Annotated in this window: 12 protein-coding genes; 4 read left to right on the forward strand and 8 right to left on the reverse strand. The window is 37.4% G+C overall.

The genetic code is table 11. The annotated features are described in order from the left end of the window. Window positions 1-41: 41 nt before the first annotated feature. The 3 genes from IGK86_RS10285 to IGK86_RS10295 form a co-directional block, all read right to left on the reverse strand. Entirely contained in the window at window positions 42-695 is a 654-nt protein-coding gene (locus IGK86_RS10285; RefSeq protein ID WP_016617639.1) for a DUF4767 domain-containing protein, read from the reverse strand. A 42-nt stretch (window positions 696-737) separates the two neighbouring features. Then, window positions 738-1682 carry an aminoglycoside phosphotransferase family protein gene (locus IGK86_RS10290; RefSeq protein WP_016617638.1) on the reverse strand — a complete coding sequence of 315 codons (945 nt, stop codon included), beginning with the start codon at window positions 1680-1682 and terminating at the stop codon, window positions 738-740. 79 nt (window positions 1683-1761) lie between these two features. Then, the gene (locus IGK86_RS10295) at window positions 1762-4083 is read right to left on the reverse strand and encodes an amidase family protein (protein WP_438742413.1); all 2322 of its coding nucleotides are present in this window, start codon (window positions 4081-4083) and stop codon (window positions 1762-1764) included. Window positions 4084-4244: 161 nt separating this feature from the next. Between IGK86_RS10295 and IGK86_RS10300 the strand changes: the two genes are divergently transcribed. Next, window positions 4245-6482: an ATP-binding cassette domain-containing protein gene (locus tag IGK86_RS10300; protein ID WP_016617636.1), complete on the forward strand. Its 2238-nt coding sequence runs from the start codon at window positions 4245-4247 to the stop codon at window positions 6480-6482. Window positions 6483-6585: 103 nt separating this feature from the next. On the opposite strand, the gene IGK86_RS10305 is transcribed toward IGK86_RS10300, so the two are convergent. Genes IGK86_RS10305 through IGK86_RS10315 form a run of 3 tightly spaced genes read right to left on the reverse strand, consistent with a single transcriptional unit; the run spans window position 6586 to window position 8922 of the window. Further along, the gene (locus IGK86_RS10305; RefSeq protein WP_438742415.1) at window positions 6586-7242 is read right to left on the reverse strand and encodes a 5'-methylthioadenosine/S-adenosylhomocysteine nucleosidase; all 657 of its coding nucleotides are present in this window, start codon (window positions 7240-7242) and stop codon (window positions 6586-6588) included. A 17-nt stretch (window positions 7243-7259) separates the two neighbouring features. Continuing rightward, window positions 7260-8315, reverse strand: a complete 1056-nt coding sequence (locus IGK86_RS10310) for an endonuclease/exonuclease/phosphatase family protein (RefSeq protein WP_002391253.1) — start codon at window positions 8313-8315, stop codon at window positions 7260-7262. Window positions 8316-8337: 22 nt separating this feature from the next. After that, window positions 8338-8922 carry an AAA family ATPase gene (locus IGK86_RS10315; RefSeq protein ID WP_002364651.1) on the reverse strand — a complete coding sequence of 195 codons (585 nt, stop codon included), beginning with the start codon at window positions 8920-8922 and terminating at the stop codon, window positions 8338-8340. A gap of 177 nt (window positions 8923-9099) precedes the next feature. Here IGK86_RS10315 and IGK86_RS10320 point away from each other — a divergent pair, with 177 nt between their 5' ends. Together IGK86_RS10320 and mprF are read left to right on the forward strand one after the other, a co-directional pair. Continuing rightward, window positions 9100-9834, forward strand: coding sequence for an alpha/beta fold hydrolase (locus tag IGK86_RS10320; RefSeq protein WP_010828668.1), 735 nt, complete (start codon window positions 9100-9102; stop codon window positions 9832-9834). Beyond that, window positions 9831-12362, forward strand: coding sequence for a bifunctional lysylphosphatidylglycerol flippase/synthetase MprF (gene mprF / locus IGK86_RS10325; RefSeq protein ID WP_002358907.1), 2532 nt, complete (start codon window positions 9831-9833; stop codon window positions 12360-12362). Before IGK86_RS10320 ends, mprF begins: the two co-directional genes overlap by 4 nt. Window positions 12363-12432: 70 nt before the next feature. Here mprF and IGK86_RS10330 read toward each other — a convergent pair whose 3' ends face one another. Together IGK86_RS10330 and IGK86_RS10335 are read right to left on the reverse strand one after the other, a co-directional pair. After that, window positions 12433-13245, reverse strand: a complete 813-nt coding sequence (locus IGK86_RS10330) for a pyruvate, water dikinase regulatory protein (protein WP_002366402.1) — start codon at window positions 13243-13245, stop codon at window positions 12433-12435. A 12-nt stretch (window positions 13246-13257) separates the two neighbouring features. Beyond that, window positions 13258-13887 carry a helix-turn-helix transcriptional regulator gene (locus tag IGK86_RS10335; protein WP_002355926.1) on the reverse strand — a complete coding sequence of 210 codons (630 nt, stop codon included), beginning with the start codon at window positions 13885-13887 and terminating at the stop codon, window positions 13258-13260. A gap of 169 nt (window positions 13888-14056) precedes the next feature. Here IGK86_RS10335 and ppdK point away from each other — a divergent pair, with 169 nt between their 5' ends. Continuing rightward, window positions 14057-16702: a pyruvate, phosphate dikinase gene (ppdK, locus tag IGK86_RS10340; protein ID WP_016617634.1), complete on the forward strand. Its 2646-nt coding sequence runs from the start codon at window positions 14057-14059 to the stop codon at window positions 16700-16702. The last annotated feature ends 68 nt before the right edge of the window (window positions 16703-16770 follow it).

Raw genomic sequence — 16770 nt, forward strand, 5'->3', positions numbered from 1 at the left:
GTCAATGATAAATCTTCTTTTCCTTTTGATTAAATAAAAAATTAAAGATTATTCACAAGGTTTGTGAATTGTTCTTTCAGTTCTGTATTACTTGTTTCTTTTAAAAACAAATAAGGTTGCTCTTCTGCTGGCTGTTCTTTACTCACATAAACTTTGGCTTCACCATTCACTAAAGTAAATAAATAGACATGCTTCTGGGCAACTTGTGTCGCACTGTCAGAGTATACTGCCACCAGACAATAACCCCCTTCGCTGCCTGTTTCTGACCAATTTAACCAAATGGGATTGTTCCCAATAGCTGGTTGTATTTTAGGTTCATAACTCAATAAATCATCAGGCACTTGAATCGTGTAAAAAGCTACAGAGTGACCTGGTTGGTACGCTTGATAGTTCTGATTGCGTTCTTGACCCCAGATTTCCATGTATTGTCCTAACTGTTTTGCTTTTTGCTGATTCCAAATCGTCCCTTCTTCTGTAACTAATTCAGTTAATTCTTGTGTTTGCGTTGTTTGCTCTAATTCCAACGCCGTGGTTTGACTAACTTCGGTTGCTGAAATCGCTCTTGTTTCTTCAGTATTTACATTGTTTGTTTGTACGGTTTGTACTTTCTGTGATTCCTCTTTCGATTTTTGCCAACCACAGCCAGATAAAACGCTTCCAACAACTGCTATCATAATAATCCCGTTTAGTTTCATTCCTTAAACTCCTGTTTTTATTTTTATTCTATCGAAATAAACCTAAAATCTCAATCCCTTGCTTTGGATAGTTGAAAACCATTTGGGAACTAGTAATTCTCCACAATTATAGTCCTCTAGTAATTGTTGGTATTGCTGTTCCATAGTCCTGATTTCTTTTTCACCAAAGCTCAGTGCCCAAACTAAAGAATAGAGTCCTGCGTGAAAAGTATAAAGCTTTTGAAACTGCCAAAATAAGGTAGGAACTTTCCCAGCAAAATAACCTTGTAATTGACCATAAGCAAACAATGGCGAAACATTTCTTGAAAAAAATTGTAACTTGTAAAATTCTTCATAAGGATCCCCAAAATCCCATCGATTAAAATCAATCACACCGACCTGCCTAGTTGGCAAGTAAATAAAATTTCCTACATGGAAATCTCCATGCTGATAAACCACAGGCCGTTGTTGCAATAACGGTAATTGTTTTTCTAAATATGAAATTATTGGCTGCTGGTACGGCATACAAAATTGAGATTCCTTATACTTATTTAGTTGGCTCTGCTTTTTTTCGTATAAATTTCGCGCAATCTCTCTTTGACTAATCCTTTCAGGCAACAAAAGCTTATGGATTTTGTTTAAATAGCGGCCTGCCTCTACGCCTAAGTTCAGTTGTCTTTTAGGAGAAAGAGCGGGTAAAACATCGCTTAAGTCTTCACCTTCTAGATACGTTAATAACATGTATCCTTGTTCACTTTCAGGAATAGGTGCACATAAAAAAGGTTTAGAACTGGGAAATCCTAACGCCGCAACTTTTTTGATAAATTGATATTCTTGTTGTTTGGCTAATAACTCTTCTTGTTGAAAAATTCGTAATAAAAAGGTTTCTTGATTTTTGGTAACTTTAAACTTTAAATCAGTTGACCAACCACGGTGAATAGCTTCAACTTTTTGCCATTGCTGAAACGCTGGAATCTTCTCAAACGCCCTCATTACTTTCGCCTCCATTTCCCTATTGGTTTTAGTATACCAAAGAAAAAAGGCTGGAGACAATTGGGGATAAATTGTCTCTAGCCTTCACTGGTTATCATTTTCTAGTTTTCCTTATATAAATCGTTCCACTCGTTACTAAGAAAGCTCCTCCTAAAACAATCCAGAAAGTACTAGGTACTTCTGCACCTGCTTTTGGTAATACTTTTTTGGGAAGCTGTTCTTGTTTCCCAATCATATTTTTATTAGAAAAAGCATGCGTACTTCCTGTTGATTTGGTTCCCTGATTGGCTGATGATTTCAGCGAATTATCTAAGGATGACTCACTAGTAGTTTTTCCAGCTTTGTCTGGGTTTTGGTTTTGGTTTTGGTTTTGGTTTTGGTTTTGGTTTTGGTTTTGGTTTTGGTTTTGGTTTTGGTTTTGGTTTTGGTTTTGGTTTTGGTTTTGGTTTTGGTTTTGGTTTTGGTTTTGATCTTTTCCTTCGATTGGTCCTTCACTTGTTTTTGTTTCTTTGTCTTTATCTGGTTTGCCACTTGCATCTGAGTCTTTATCTTTTTCTGGTTTGCCACTTGCATCTGGTTCTTTGTCTTTGTCTGGTTCGCCGCTTGCATCTGGTTCTTTGTCTTTGTCTGGTTCGCCACTTGCATCTGGCTCTTTGTCTTTTTCTGGTTCTTCTACATGTGGTTGATTTATCTTGTGGTTATTTTCAAATAAAGCACCTAATTGTAGCAATGTTCGGTCTTCATTTAATGCACTATTAAATTGAATCCCCAAAGGCAGTCCTTCTTTTGAAACGTAAGTTGGTACACTTAATGCTGGATGTCCAAATAAATTTGCTTGTTGTGTAAACGGTGTATATGTGAACGCCGTCAGCCATTGGTCATAAATCAATTGTTTTTGTTCTGCTGGTGACAATTGATCAATTTTTTCCATCTGTGCTGCATGTTCTGGTTTTAGTAACGGATTATCAATACTAGGTGCCGTGGCAGCTGTCGTTGGTGTTAATAAGATAGGATACTGTTGATAAAATTCGTCCATCGCTTGTGCTTGTAAAGCAATATCTGTCCAAGCCGCAGTTGTCTCTTCACTCGTTATATTTTTTCCTGTTTGAAAAAGCGCCCATGTTAACAGTTCTACATCATTTCGTTCAAGCGGTCTTTTCAATTTCTGCCGCGCCATAAAATCGGCAATTCCTGCTGAGCCAGCAGCTACAGTATAATAATTTTTCATTAGACGTTCCCCGTCAACAGGGTGCTTCACTTCAACCAATGTGTACCCTTGGTCTTTTAAAAAAGCAACAGCTTCAGCGACCGCCTCTTTTGCTTCGGCACTTACAGGCGTTCCGGCAGGGGATTCTGTTGTATAAGCAATGGGTTGCGCTTGACTTAAATGTCCCGCAGGAAGATCTTTTTTAGTTAATAAGGTTTCAAATAATGCATTTGTATCCGCCACGGTTCGACTTAAACCAAAGTGAACAGTTTGACCTTTTGCACTATTAGAATTGCCAATGATTACTCCTCTAGAAGGTTTCAAGCCTACGGTGCCTGTCCAAGAAGCAGGGATGCGGATAGAGCCACCAGCATCACTTCCAGAAGCAATGGGAACAAATGCCGCGGCGACACTAGCACCCGCTCCGCCTGAAGAACCACCTGAATAATAGTTAGGATTCCATGGATTGACGGAAACGCCATATAACTTTGAATCTGAAATATTCTTCCAACCTAATTCTGGATAATTCGTTTGACCAATGATTATGAATCCGGCATTTTGTAGTGCTTTGACAAAGGTCGATGTCCCACCAGCTACTTGATCTTGGAGAAAACCAAAACCGTTCGTGTTGCTTTCACCTTTCAAGGATTGTCCTAACCCTTTTAGTAAGAGCGGCACACCTAGAAATGGTTGACCTGTATCTTGTAAAGCTTTTGCTTCTGTCAAAGCCGCTTCTTCTCGTAAAGTAATGACCGCATTTAATGTAGGATTTTCACGTTTAGTGATGGCCAACGCAATTTTTACTAATTCTTCGCTCGTCACCTTTTTTTCTCTTACTAAAGTTGCTAACTCCAGTGCAGTTGCTTGTTTATAATCTGCTTCTGAAAAAATATTCTCTGCAGAAACAGCGTTTCTATCTGTATCACTATTTTGTATCTCATTTGTGGTTCCAGTGGTTACTGCAACCACATTTCGGCTACTGCTTTCGGCGATTGCCGAAGAGGATTCTTTTTCCTGCATCACCGTTTGGCTAGTAGTTTCAGATTCCAAGTTAGTTACAGTCTGACTGGTTTCTGTTGTTACTGATTCCGTCTCTGTTTGAACGGTTGTTTCTAGTATACTTTCTTGTGCCAACATTGGTACCCCTACCAGTGTTTGGCTAATTAATAAAATAATCCCTAACTTTTTGAACAAAATCGACTTCTTCATAAGTCACATCCTTTATCTATTAATACAGTTAAAAAATCTGTATTACTTATAGCATAAATGAAAGCGATTAAAAAGTAAAGTTCTCTTGAAAATTCCCATGTTCAACTTTTAGGCTAGGTTCTTTTTATATGCTAAAATAGAATAGAAACGGAGGTTTTTTAATGGAATGGATTGAAATTAAGCACGCAACACAAAATAATTTGAAGAATATCTCTGTCAATATCCCTAAAAAGCAACTAACTGTTGTTACTGGACTTTCGGGTTCAGGAAAGTCCTCCTTAGTATTTGACACATTAGCCGCTGAATCACGTCGTGAACTAAATGATACATTTAGTTCGTTTGTTCAAAATTACTTACCCAAATATGGTCGTCCAGAAGTTGAAAAAATCGAGAATCTTCCTGTTGCAATTGTCATTGACCAGAAAAAAGTAGCAGGTAATTCTCGTTCGACAGTGGGAACGTATACAGATATTTATACGTTTTTACGTTTGCTGTTTTCACGAGCAGGTTCTCCATTTGTTGGTTATTCAGATACTTTTTCGTTTAATCATCCGGATGGAAAATGTCCAACATGCGATGGCTTAGGAAAGATTACCGAAATCAATCTTCATCAGCTAGTTGATTATGACAAATCATTAAACGAAGGGCCTATCGATTTCCCCACATTTACAGTTGGCAACTGGCGGTGGAAGCGTTATGCCCATAGTGGTCTATTTGATTTGGATAAAAAAATCAAGGACTATTCTCCTGAAGAGTTAGCATTATTTTTATATGCTCCACAACAAAAACTGGCTAATCCGCCCAAAGAATGGCCTCATACAGCTTTGTATGAAGGAATCGTCCCGCGCATGCAACGTAGCATATTGCATACAGACGAAGGCAAACGTCATCAAAAATACCTTAATCACTTTGTTACCGTAAAAAGATGTCCTGATTGTTTAGGAAGTAGAGTCAATGAACGTGTTCGTAGCTGCAAAATTAATCAGAAAAGTATTGCTGATGCTGTTGACATGCCACTCACTGAATTACATTCTTTTATTCGTTCGATGGATCTTTCCTTAATAAAAAATATTCAAGAAGAGCTACTTGTACGTCTAGAAGCATTAATTAATATCGGTCTCTCCTACCTCACATTAGGACGAGCAACTGAAACACTTTCTGGTGGTGAAGCACAGCGGATTAAAATTGCTAAGTATGTAAACAGCGCCTTAAACGATATTATGTATATTTTAGATGAACCAAGTGCTGGCTTACATCCAAAGGACATCGAACGGATCAGTCGTGCATTGCTCAATTTAAAAAATAAAGGAAACACCGTGGTTCTGGTGGAACACAATCCACAATTAATTAGAGAAGCTGATTTTATCATCGATATAGGACCTTTCGCAGGCGAAAATGGTGGCCATGTCCAGTTTTCAGGAACGTATAACGCATTTTTAGCCTCCAAAACCTTGACTAGTCAAGCCCTTCAAGAGCCGCTCCCTTTAAACGACCAACCAAGAAAAGCAAGGAAGTCTTTAACAATCGAACATGCGACACTGCATAATTTAAACAATCTATCTGTCGAAGTTCCGTTAGGAGTTTTGACTGTTATTTGTGGGGTCGCTGGTTCAGGTAAATCATCATTAGCGGAAGAAATTTATCAAAAAGCCCAAGCTGATAACCAAGAAATTATTCATCTTTCACAAAAAAGCATTACCGCAAATTTACGATCCACACCAATGACCTATCTCAATATTTTTGACAAGGTCCGCAAACTGTTTGCGGAAGAAAATCATGTTAGTCCAGCTTTATTTAGCTATAATTCCAAAGGCGCCTGTCCTACTTGCAAGGGGAAAGGAATAATTGTCTCCGATATGTCTTTTATGGAGGATGTTACTAGTGTTTGCGAAACCTGTCACGGAACGCGTTACAAAGAAGAGGTGCTTCATTATCTGTATAACGGAAAAAATATCGTTGAAGTACTAGCTTTAAGCGTTAAAGATGGCTATGATTTTTTCAAAGACCAGCCTTTTGCTCTTTCATTAAAAAATTTACTAGAAGTTGGCTTAAGCTATCTTAAACTCAATCAATCGCTCTCAACATTATCTGGTGGCGAATTGCAAAGGGTAAAATTAGCAGACACACTTCACCAAAAAAAAGCTATCTATTTAATGGATGAACCTACAGATGGTTTACACTTAATTGATATCCAACAAAGTCTTCAACTTTTCAATCGAATGGTAGAAGAAGGAAACAGCTTAATTTTATTAGAACATCACATTGACGTGATTAAAAGTGCCGACTGGTTGATTGAACTAGGTCCCGAAGGTGGAGAAAATGGCGGACAGCTTCTTTTTACAGGAACGCCAGCAAATATGTTAAATTCCACTCATTCTATTACTAAAGGCTATCTATAAAATAATTGGAACAATAACAATGTTACTTTTATCCCCAACCTATATTACTTTTTAAGCTTGGAACAAAAATCTTTCTGGATTTTTGTTCCAAGCTCTTTCTTTTTTAATTTATATATGCACAGACCAATTCAAATACTTTTTCCATTGCCTGTATTTGTGTATCTTCTGTTACTTTGACTGCGTTAGCATCCGCTCTATCGCAAATAATTCTTATAGAAACAAAAGCGCAATCATTTAAAAAGCAGCATTGTGCAATAGCTGCGGATTCCATATCCACACAGTCAATAGAGAATTGTTCAATTAAGTTTCTTTTTTCAGTTGTGTCACAAACGAAGCCTTCTCCAGTTCCAAAACGAACACAATTTATCTTTTCATCTAGATGTTGAAGTTCGGCCATCATTCCTTTATCTCCTTTATAGTACAGCTGATAAGGAAATTTATTGATTGACTGTCTTTCACGAATATCGTAATGGCAGTATTCCTCACCTAGCACCATCTCAAAGAGTTGCAGTTTTTCATTTAAACAGCCACAAATACCGATATTAATTAGTTGTTCTATTTGAAATGAATCAATAAGTATTTGACTATATAGCGTAGCATTCGTCTTTCCTTGTCCTGCACAAACCATAATGACTTGCGATGTTTTTTGTTCATAAATATAAAATGTATTTTTTGCTAGCTGTATCTTTCGTTGTGGTGGAAAATATTCCAATAATTTTTGAAGCTCTAAATCCATTGCGGCAATAATTCCTAATTTCATCTATCTCCTCCTTTTTTCTATTTCAACCCCACTTCCATCTTCACAGGTTGGTGATCTGTATATTTAAATTGTTCGTCCTTTGTTTTCACGCTATGAACAGCCACATTATCAGAAACAATAAAACCATCAATTACATACACTTGGGATGTTTCATAAGAGCCAGTGTAAGGCTTATTAAGCACCCGCACAGTCGGTTGTTGATCATCATAAGCAAGTGAAAAATGTTTAGGTAAGTCTGCAGGATCAATTTCTCCTGGCGCCCAACCAGCTTCCCCTAAGTCAGGATATCGATGACTGCCTTTGAAAACTTGATTAAAGTCACCTCCAGCAATTACATAGTTTCCTTTAGCGTATTCTTGGGATAATACCTCAGCTAACTTTTTGCTTTGAGCAATCTTCCCTTCCCCATTGTCATAGGCTTCCAAATGTAAGTTAAAAACCACTAATTCTTTGTCTGTGCCTTTAATTGGAAAGCGCGTTTCTAGAAGCGCTCGTTTTAAGTTACTAATGCTAACGGGCCAACGAAAGGGATTGGGTAAAGCAATGCGTTGGGCCTCTGTTATTTTTTCATTTGATAATGTTAATAAACCACTTTCTACTCGTCCAATCGGCGGCCAAGGAATGGGCACATAATCTACCTTAAAATTATAAGCAAATGCGCTGTTCAGCTGTAGCTGTTTTTGTAACTCTTCCTCTTGATTGACTTCATAAGAACGTTGCGAGCGACGATCGACTTCTTGGAATAAGTAAATCATCGCTGGTAATTCTTTCAAGGTTTCTTCAATGCCCGTTAAATTCTGTTGGACCATTGCCTTATTAACTGGTTGGACAGTTTTGCCACCGTCCATAAAAAAATCTTCTGTTTGTCCTAGGCCAGCATAGCCTATGTTATACGTGACTAAAGAAATGGATTGCTTTTTTTCGATGGTTTGCTCTGAAAATTGTTTATTTATAGCAACTGGTTCAACCGCTCGTGGTCGAAACTCTCGGAAGGTTAAATATCCTATCAAAATTAAAGCTATGCTTAGAAGAAGGACCATCAAGCTACCGAGATATTTAAAAAACTTTTTCATTGATTCCGATGTTCCTTTCACATTATGTCAAACCAAAAGTAGCAATTATCTTCGTTGCTACTTCTTCTGGTGTCATGTTTGAATTATTTATTTTCGTTATTTTTACATTTGGAAATGTACTTTCTAGTTCGCCTTCGTGGCTTACTAACCGATGTTCTTTGAAGGTATTGAGTAATTCTTTTCGAGAAAAGTCGACATCGCGTTTTGAAGGTTTTGCCTCTAGCCGCTCTGGATGAACATTCCGTTCTAGGCGGATTTCTGTTGAAGAGACGAGTTCGACGAAATAAACGGACTCATGTTTACTAAGAAAAATTTCTGATATTTCTTCTAAAAATTGAAAATCCTGTTCTTGATCAAAAGCAATCACCACTGTAAAAATAATGTTTTTTGTTGTATTTGTGGCTGGATTTTCTACAAAGGCATGAAAAAGTTCCTTTCTAACGGAATCAGACAATTGAAACGCACGTTCCGTATACCCAAGATAGTTTGCAAATAAGTCAATGGTTTGATGATTAAATAGTAATTTAGCATCTAACTGCTTTTCTAAAGCCTTGCCAACGGTCATTTTCCCGACAGCTTGGGCACCAATTAAAACGATTAAAGACATCAACTTCTCCTCCTCTAGCCTAATTTTTTAGGTGGCTATCTTCTACTATATCACACTATATTACAACACCTTACAAAACTGTTCGGAAAATTTTCTGTTTTTTATTACAAAAAAAAGACAAAAGACTCTATAATGAGAGAGGACTCGATTGATTATAGATGAGATAGGTGACGGAGAATGGCAATAGAAAAATATTTTGAAACAATAGATGGCAGTCAAATTTTTTATCAAATTTTTGGCAAAGAAACAAATTACCCCCTTGTGTTACTTCATGGTAATGGCAATGATCATACTTTTTTTAATTATCAAATTTCTTATTTCTCCAAGGAGTATCAAGTTATTGCGGTGGATACCCGCGGACATGGACGTTCCACCAATACACAAAGTCAATTAACTTTTCCGCTTTTGGCAGAAGATTTAGCTGGTATTATTCAACAAGAACACTTAACAAAAATTAATTTATTGGGCTTTAGTGACGGAGCAAATATTGCCATGGTTTTTACCCATTTATATCCTGATTTCGTCAACAAACTCGTCTTAAATTCTGGAAATGTCACCATGTCTGGTCTGAAAAAATATGTAACGATTGCCACTTATTTTCAATATTGGTTTTGTCGTATTGGCGCCTTTTTTTCAAAAAAATTGCGCGCACGGCTCCCTATCGTGGCTCTGTTATTTGAAGATACTGGACTGACAAAACAAGATTTAGAACACATCCCCTGTCCTACTCTTGTTATTACTGGCAGTCGAGATTTAATTGCGCTTTCCCATTCACGGGCGATTGCTGATGCCATTCCTGATGGCAAATTGGTCTTGGTAAATAAACAGGGTCATTTATTTGCCAAAAACTCACCAGATATTTTTAATAAAACAATCGAAAAATTCTTAAAGGAAATGAAGGTGTCTAAATGAAACAAATTATTCATTGGATCAAAACGCATACAGGATTACTAAAAACACTGTTTGTTATTGCGGTCTCAATTATTGTTGTTGCCCAACTTTTATCAATTGGTAAAACGATCTCATTTGAACAGTTAAAACAGATTTTTGATGAGATTCCGCTATGGAAATTGTTATTGATGATGGTTATCGGTTTAGTTTCCGTTACTCCGATGCTAAATTATGACTTAACATTAAATCGCATTTTAAACTTGAAAGTCTCAAAACGGGAACTCCTTGAATCTAGCTGGATTGTCAATACAATCAATAATATTGGTGGATTCGGTGGTTTGGTCAGCATGGGACTTCGTTCTGAATTTTATGGAAATAAAACAGAGGAAAAGAAAATTTTACCTGCGTTAACCCATATTTTACTTTTTGTGTTATCCGGTCTATCTATTTATAGTATTCTTTGCTTTTTCCTTGTTCAGTTTGATCCAAAGATGGCTTATTTACAGCAATATTGGATTTGGTTATTAGGTGGCGGTCTTTATTTCCCATTACTTTATCTTATTTTACATTTCCAAAAAAATAGTTCCTTTGGTAACCTCGATGCAAAAAATCGCTTATCTTTAGTTGTTTCTTCGTTTTTAGAATGGACAGGTGTTTTAATTACCTTTATCAGTATTGGTTACTTATTAGATGTACCGATTCCTTTAATTGATATTGTTCCTTTATATGTAGCAGCTTCGATTATTGGGATTGCTTCGATGATTCCAGGGGCTTTAGGTAGTTTTGATGTCATGATGATTTTAGGACTGAGCAACTTAGGTGTCGATCGTGAAATTATTGTTTTGTGGTTATTGCTCTATCGTTTATTCTATTATATTATTCCTTTCTTAATTGGCTGTTTGTTCTTTACAAAACACTTAAGCCAAAAATTGGATACTCATTATCGACAATTACTGAAACAAATTACTTTGGAAATTGCCCACAAATTAGAAGTGGTTTTACTTTATTTTTCAGGAATTATGATGGTGCTCCTAGCCACTATTCCAGAAGCCTTCACTCAAGTGCATTGGTTAAGAGATATTAACCCCTTCCGTTCACATATTATTATTCAAATTCCGAGTATTGTTTTAGGCTTTGCATTATTAATTATGGGACGTGGGATTGCTGATCGTGTTAAAAGAGCCTATTATCCAACGATTATTTTATTAATTGGTGCTATCTTGTATTCATTTGTTGTTGACTTTAGTATGTTTTCCATTTTCTATTTAGCTATTTTATTATTTATCGTTATTTTTTCAAAATCAGAATTATACCGTGAACAACTGGTTTACTCTTGGGAGTGGATGACGATTGATGGGTTTATCTTTGGCTTGTTGACTTTGTTATACCTGGTAATTGGTGTTTATAATTTACCGAACTTCCCACACCATCGTCATCATTTTGTGGAATTTTTCTTGTTCCCTTCCGAACGGATCTGGTTGTCAGGATTTATCGCTATCCTCTTAGTTATGAGTTTTAACTTTCTATTTGTTCGCTACCTCCAAGGGAAAAAACACCAAGTGGGTGAGTTTCCAGAAGATAGTATCTTGCATAATATCTTAACAACTTATGGCGGGAATATTGACAGTGAACTTGTCTTTCTTCATGATAAACAGGTTTTCTTATATCCCAAAGAAGAACCGACTGTCTTTTTACAATTCAACACCATTAATAATAAATGCGTTGTGATGGGCAATCCTTCGGGGAACAAAGAAGATTTTCCTGCGGCGATTGATGCATTCCTTAAAGAAACAGATCGTTTCGGCTATGTCCCCGTCTTTTACGAAACCAATGAGGACAGCGTGATGTTACTACACGAATATGGCTACGAATTTATCAAAATGGGCGAAGAAGCCTTAGTTAATCTAGAAACATTTACGATGTCTGGGAAAAAATTCAAAGGCACCCGAGCAGTGTTTAATAAAATTACCAAAGCCGGCTATTCATTTGACGTACTCCAACCTCCTTTTAGTGCCGAACAAATGCACGAATTAAAAGCTATTTCAGATAGTTGGTTAGACAATCGAAAAGAAAAAGGCTTTTCACTGGGATTTTTCGATGAAGCGTATCTTCAAAGAAACCCAATTGCTGTTGTCCGAAATGCTGAAGGAGAAATGGTCTCTTTCGCTAATATCATTCCTAGTTACACAAATGAAGTTGGTACCATCGACTTGATGCGTCACCATAAAGAAAAAGCCCCTTCTGGAAGTATGGATTTCCTATTTATTCATTTATTTGAATATATGAAAACAGAAAATATTCATTATTTCAATTTAGGGATGGCTCCGTTAGCCAACGTTGGTCAATCAAGAAAAAGTTTTATTCAAGAACGGATTGCTGCGTTAATTTATGAATTTGGTTCAGAAATCTACTCCTTCCAAGGATTACGCGAATACAAGGAAAAATTTGCTAGCAAATGGCAACCCCGCTATACACTTTATTCTAAAAGTAGCTGGATTGTCTACGTGATGATCGCTTTACTCATTGTCGATCAAAAAAATATTGACTAACAAAAAGAAGCCCAATTAAGTATAAAAAGCTTGGCAACTTCACTGAAATTTAGTGAGGTTGCCAAGCTTTTTAATTTCTTTCATCTAGTTTTTCTTTAATTAAAAAGGCTGTTTCTTCGACAGATTTTGCGGTTACATCAATCACTGGGATACCATACTTCGCAAAAATTTCTTCGGCATAGGCTAATTCTTGTTCAATCCGTTCAACATTGGTATAACTGGTCTCATTACCTAAACCTAAGGAAGCCAACCGACTGCTACGAATCTGTCCTAATATTTCTGGCGAACAAACTAAACCAATCATTTTTTGTGGATCCATTTCTTCCAAAATTGGCGGCAATGGAACTTCTGGAATTAATGGTAAGTTAGAAACGCGGTAGCCTTGATTTGCTAAATACATACTGACTGGCGTCTTTGAGGTCCGCGAAACGCCTAACAACAATATATCAGAATCAAGAAACCCTTGAGGATTTTTGCCATCATCATATTTTACAGCAAATTCAATCGCTGAGATTTTATCAAAATAGGCACGATCTAGTTGGTGGCGTCGTCCAGGCTCTTCAATAGGATCTACTCCGGCTTTCGCTTGAATTAATTCAAAAAATGGCGCCATTAAATCTAAATATAACAACCCTGTTCGTTCACTAAATTCTTTCGCCGCTGTGATTAGTTGTTTACTGACTAATGTACTGACAACTAAGGCTTTATCTTTTAAGGCATCTTTTAAAATCTCCAATAATTCTTCTTCTGTTGTGACAAAAGAAAAATTGTATCGATTAAGAAAAGAAATATCTGGATATTGTGCGCTTGCTGCAGCTAACAATTTTTGTGATGTTTCTCCAAGTGAATCGGAAATAGTATAAACAATGATTTCTTTTTTCATAATTAAGCTCCCTTATCTGTTTTGTGCGGCTTCTTTCGCTTGTTGCGTAATATAGGTTAAAATTTTCGTTTTCGTAATTTTTCCAATAACTTTTTTAGGATTTTCTTTTTCAACGACTGGCAAAGAATCCACTTCGTATTTTTGCAAAGTGTCAGCAGCTTCAAGAATAGTAAATTCTGGTGTGCAGGTTTTCACATGTGGCACTCTTGTCATACAAACAGCAACAGGTGTGCCATCAATATTTGTATTTAAAGAGGCCCGTAATAAATCTTTTCGTGACAAAACCCCTAATAATTCTTTTGCTTCATCCATGACATAAAGAGAACCGACATCATACATAAACAAGTTGGTAATCGCATCTCGAATTGAGGTGTCTTGGGCAACCATCAATGGTGGACTCATGATCTCCTGAACTTTTGTTTGAAAAACATCAAAAAAGAAAAAAGCCTCCATATTATCACTTTCGTAAGTATAACCAACTTTCGGACTTGCTTTTAAAATTCCTGAAAGTGTTAAAAAAGACAAATCAGACCGCAATGTCGCACGTGAAACGGCTAGTATGTCCGAAATGCGTTCACCACTAACTGGCTGATGCTCTTTTACAACAGCGATAATTTGCTCTTGTCGTTTACTTAATTTCATCATTTCCTCCTCAATTCCTCTTAAACAAATTGTGCATTCGCTTACAATTATACACATATTTATTGTTTTTTCAACATATTGACAAGAAACTTTTTCTATTGACAAACTTATTTCCGTCTATTATGATGTTTATTGAACATATAAGACACATATTAAACGGAGGTCACGCATGAAAAAGTTTATTTATTCTTTTAACGAAACACACAATGAAGGTAAAGAGACTCTTGGTGGTAAAGGGGCGAACTTGGCAGAAATGACACGTTTAGGTTTGCCGATTCCGCAAGGATTCACGATTACAACCCGTTGCTGTATGGACTATTTGGCAGATGCTACTTTCTTTGAAGAACACTTACAATCCGAAATTTTGAAAGCGGTTAAAAACCTAGAAACTGAAACAGGCAAATCTTTTACCGCAGACAATGAGATTCTCTTAGTTTCCGTTCGCAGCGGTGCTGCCTTCTCGATGCCTGGTATGATGGATACTATTTTAAATTTAGGTTTAAATGATCAACGTGTGAAAAAATTTGCGACCTTAACCTCTCCTGGTTTTGCTTTTGACTGTTATCGCCGACTTATTCAAATGTTTGGAGACGTCGTCTATCACATTCCCAAAGAATTATTTGACCAACAAAAAGAGCGCTTGGAACAAGAGCTAAACAAAAAAATTACCGCTTTTCAAGAAGCAGATCATTTCGCCTTGATTGTCCGCTACCAAGAAGTTTTTGAACAACATCAGGTGGTCTTCCCGCAAGACCCTGTCGCACAACTTTTTGAAGCAATCAAAGCTGTTTTTGATTCATGGAATAATCAACGTGCGGTGGTTTATCGAAACTTACATCATATTGCACATGATTTAGGTACAGCTGTCAACATTCAAGAAATGGTTTTCGGCAATCGTGGACTAGACAGTGGCACTGGCGTTGTTTTCACTAGAAATCCGGTCACAGGGGAAAATCAACTGTTTGGAGAGTTTCTTTTGAACGCGCAAGGAGAAGATGTAGTGGCTGGTATTCGGACGCCAGAACCCATTCGTCGTTTACGTTTGACTATGCCAAAAGTTTATCAAGATTTTCGCCATTACGCAGAACTTTTAGAATATCATTATCGTGACATGCAAGATATTGAATTTACCATTGAAAATGAAAAATTATATATTTTACAAACAAGAAACGGGAAACGAACCGCCGCAGCTACGGTTAAAATTGCTTTAGATTTAGCCAAAGAAAATCGCATTACTAAACAAGAAGCACTGTTGCGTGTGACACCTGATACGATTGATCAATTAATTCATCCCGTGTTTGATCAAGAGAAACGACAACACATGGAACGCTTAGCTATGGGTCTTCCTGCTAGTCCTGGTGCAGCAAGTGGCCAAATTGTTTTTACAGCAGAAAAAGCCAAAGAACTGACCAATCTAGGAAAGAAAGTCATTCTTGTTCGTCAAGAAACTTCACCAGAAGATATTGAAGGCATGGTTGTAAGCGAAGCAATTGTGACCAGTCGTGGCGGAATGACTTCTCATGCCGCTGTGGTTGCACGAGGAATGGGAACTTGCTGTGTGACTGGTTGTGAAAGTTTAACCGTCAATGAAGAAACCAAACAACTACACTGTGGGCCACAAGTCATCTTAGAAGGAACAATCATTTCCGTCGATGGCTCAACGGGGGAAATTTATCTTGGCGAAATTCCTACAATTTCTGCTGATAATAACGATGACCTTCAAGAGCTCTTGTATTGGGCAGATGCGTATGCTGATTTAACTGTTCGTGCCAATGCAGAAACTACACAAGATTTAGAGACTGCCATCCGTTTTGGCGCAGCGGGGATTGGTTTAGCGCGAACAGAGCATATGTTTTTCGGTGAAGAGCGTGTCTTGGAAATGCGTCGCTTGATTTTAGCAGAGTCTGAAAAGGAAGCAACCTATGCGTTGGAGCAACTTCTTCATTTTCAACAGGAAGACTTTTATCAAATGCTGAAAGTAGTTCAAGACAAGCCCATGGTGGTCCGCTTGTTAGATCCGCCGATGCATGAGTTTTTACCTCATGAAAAGAATGATATTCAATTATTGGCGAAGCAACTACAACGGTTCCCGGTGACCATCGCCAAACAAATTGAACGGTTACAAGAAACCAATCCAATGTTGGGCCATCGTGGTTGTCGCTTAGGTGTGACCCAACCACAAATATACAAAATGCAAGTTACAGCCTTATTTACTAGTGCCATTCGATTAGTCAAAGAAGGAATTACTGTTTATCCAGAAGTGATGATTCCTCTAATCGCCGAAAAAGAAGAACTTCTCTATCTCAAACGCATTTTAAAAGAAACGATTGACGGTCTCTTTGAAGAACATAAAATGACTCCTTTCCCTTACGAAATCGGGACAATGATTGAACTACCTAGAGCTTGTCTGATTGCGGATCAGTTAGCAGAAGAAGCAGACTTTTTCAGCTTTGGAACAAATGATTTAACACAAATGACCTATGGTTTTTCTCGTGATGATATCGGTAAATTCATTAATACGTATCGGGAAAAGAAAATCATTACCCAAGATCCGTTTCAATCATTAGATCAAACAGGTGTTGGTCAATTGATTCAATTAGCTGTAGAGAAAGCGCGTCGCACTAAACCAAACATGAGTATTGGCGTATGTGGAGAAGTCGGTGGTGATCCGCAATCCATCACGTTTTTCCAAACACTTGGCCTAAACTACATCTCTTGCTCACCTTATCGGGTACCTATTGCGAAACTCGCAGCTGCCCAAGCCAAAATTTTAACCGAACCGGCTGTGACTGAAGAACAAATGGTCCTTCTTTAATTTAACGTGTGTAACAAATGATTCATCCTTACAAGATAAAAAGTGCTAGGAACATCAGTCGAAACGCT

Origin of the sequence: Enterococcus sp. DIV1206 (genome assembly GCF_051712485.1) — a bacterium.
GTDB lineage: Bacteria > Bacillota > Bacilli > Lactobacillales > Enterococcaceae > Enterococcus > Enterococcus faecalis.

What these genes read in the sequence shown, in the direction of transcription:
- IGK86_RS10290 (WP_016617638.1), bottom strand. Translation starts at nt 1,682, where the DNA reads ATGGAGGCGAAAGTAATGAGGGCGTTTGAGAAGATTCCAGCGTTTCAG.
- IGK86_RS10305 (WP_438742415.1), bottom strand. Translation starts at nt 7,242, where the DNA reads ATGAAATTAGGAATTATTGCCGCAATGGATTTAGAGCTTCAAAAATTA.
- IGK86_RS10295 (WP_438742413.1), bottom strand. Translation starts at nt 4,083, where the DNA reads ATGAAGAAGTCGATTTTGTTCAAAAAGTTAGGGATTATTTTATTAATT.
- IGK86_RS10320 (WP_010828668.1), top strand. Translation starts at nt 9,100, where the DNA reads ATGGCAATAGAAAAATATTTTGAAACAATAGATGGCAGTCAAATTTTT.
- IGK86_RS10310 (WP_002391253.1), bottom strand. Translation starts at nt 8,315, where the DNA reads ATGAAAAAGTTTTTTAAATATCTCGGTAGCTTGATGGTCCTTCTTCTA.
- IGK86_RS10315 (WP_002364651.1), bottom strand. Translation starts at nt 8,922, where the DNA reads ATGTCTTTAATCGTTTTAATTGGTGCCCAAGCTGTCGGGAAAATGACC.
- ppdK (WP_016617634.1), top strand. Translation starts at nt 14,057, where the DNA reads ATGAAAAAGTTTATTTATTCTTTTAACGAAACACACAATGAAGGTAAA.
- IGK86_RS10335 (WP_002355926.1), bottom strand. Translation starts at nt 13,887, where the DNA reads ATGAAATTAAGTAAACGACAAGAGCAAATTATCGCTGTTGTAAAAGAG.
- mprF (WP_002358907.1), top strand. Translation starts at nt 9,831, where the DNA reads ATGAAACAAATTATTCATTGGATCAAAACGCATACAGGATTACTAAAA.
- IGK86_RS10300 (WP_016617636.1), top strand. Translation starts at nt 4,245, where the DNA reads ATGGAATGGATTGAAATTAAGCACGCAACACAAAATAATTTGAAGAAT.
- IGK86_RS10330 (WP_002366402.1), bottom strand. Translation starts at nt 13,245, where the DNA reads ATGAAAAAAGAAATCATTGTTTATACTATTTCCGATTCACTTGGAGAA.
- IGK86_RS10285 (WP_016617639.1), bottom strand. Translation starts at nt 695, where the DNA reads ATGAAACTAAACGGGATTATTATGATAGCAGTTGTTGGAAGCGTTTTA.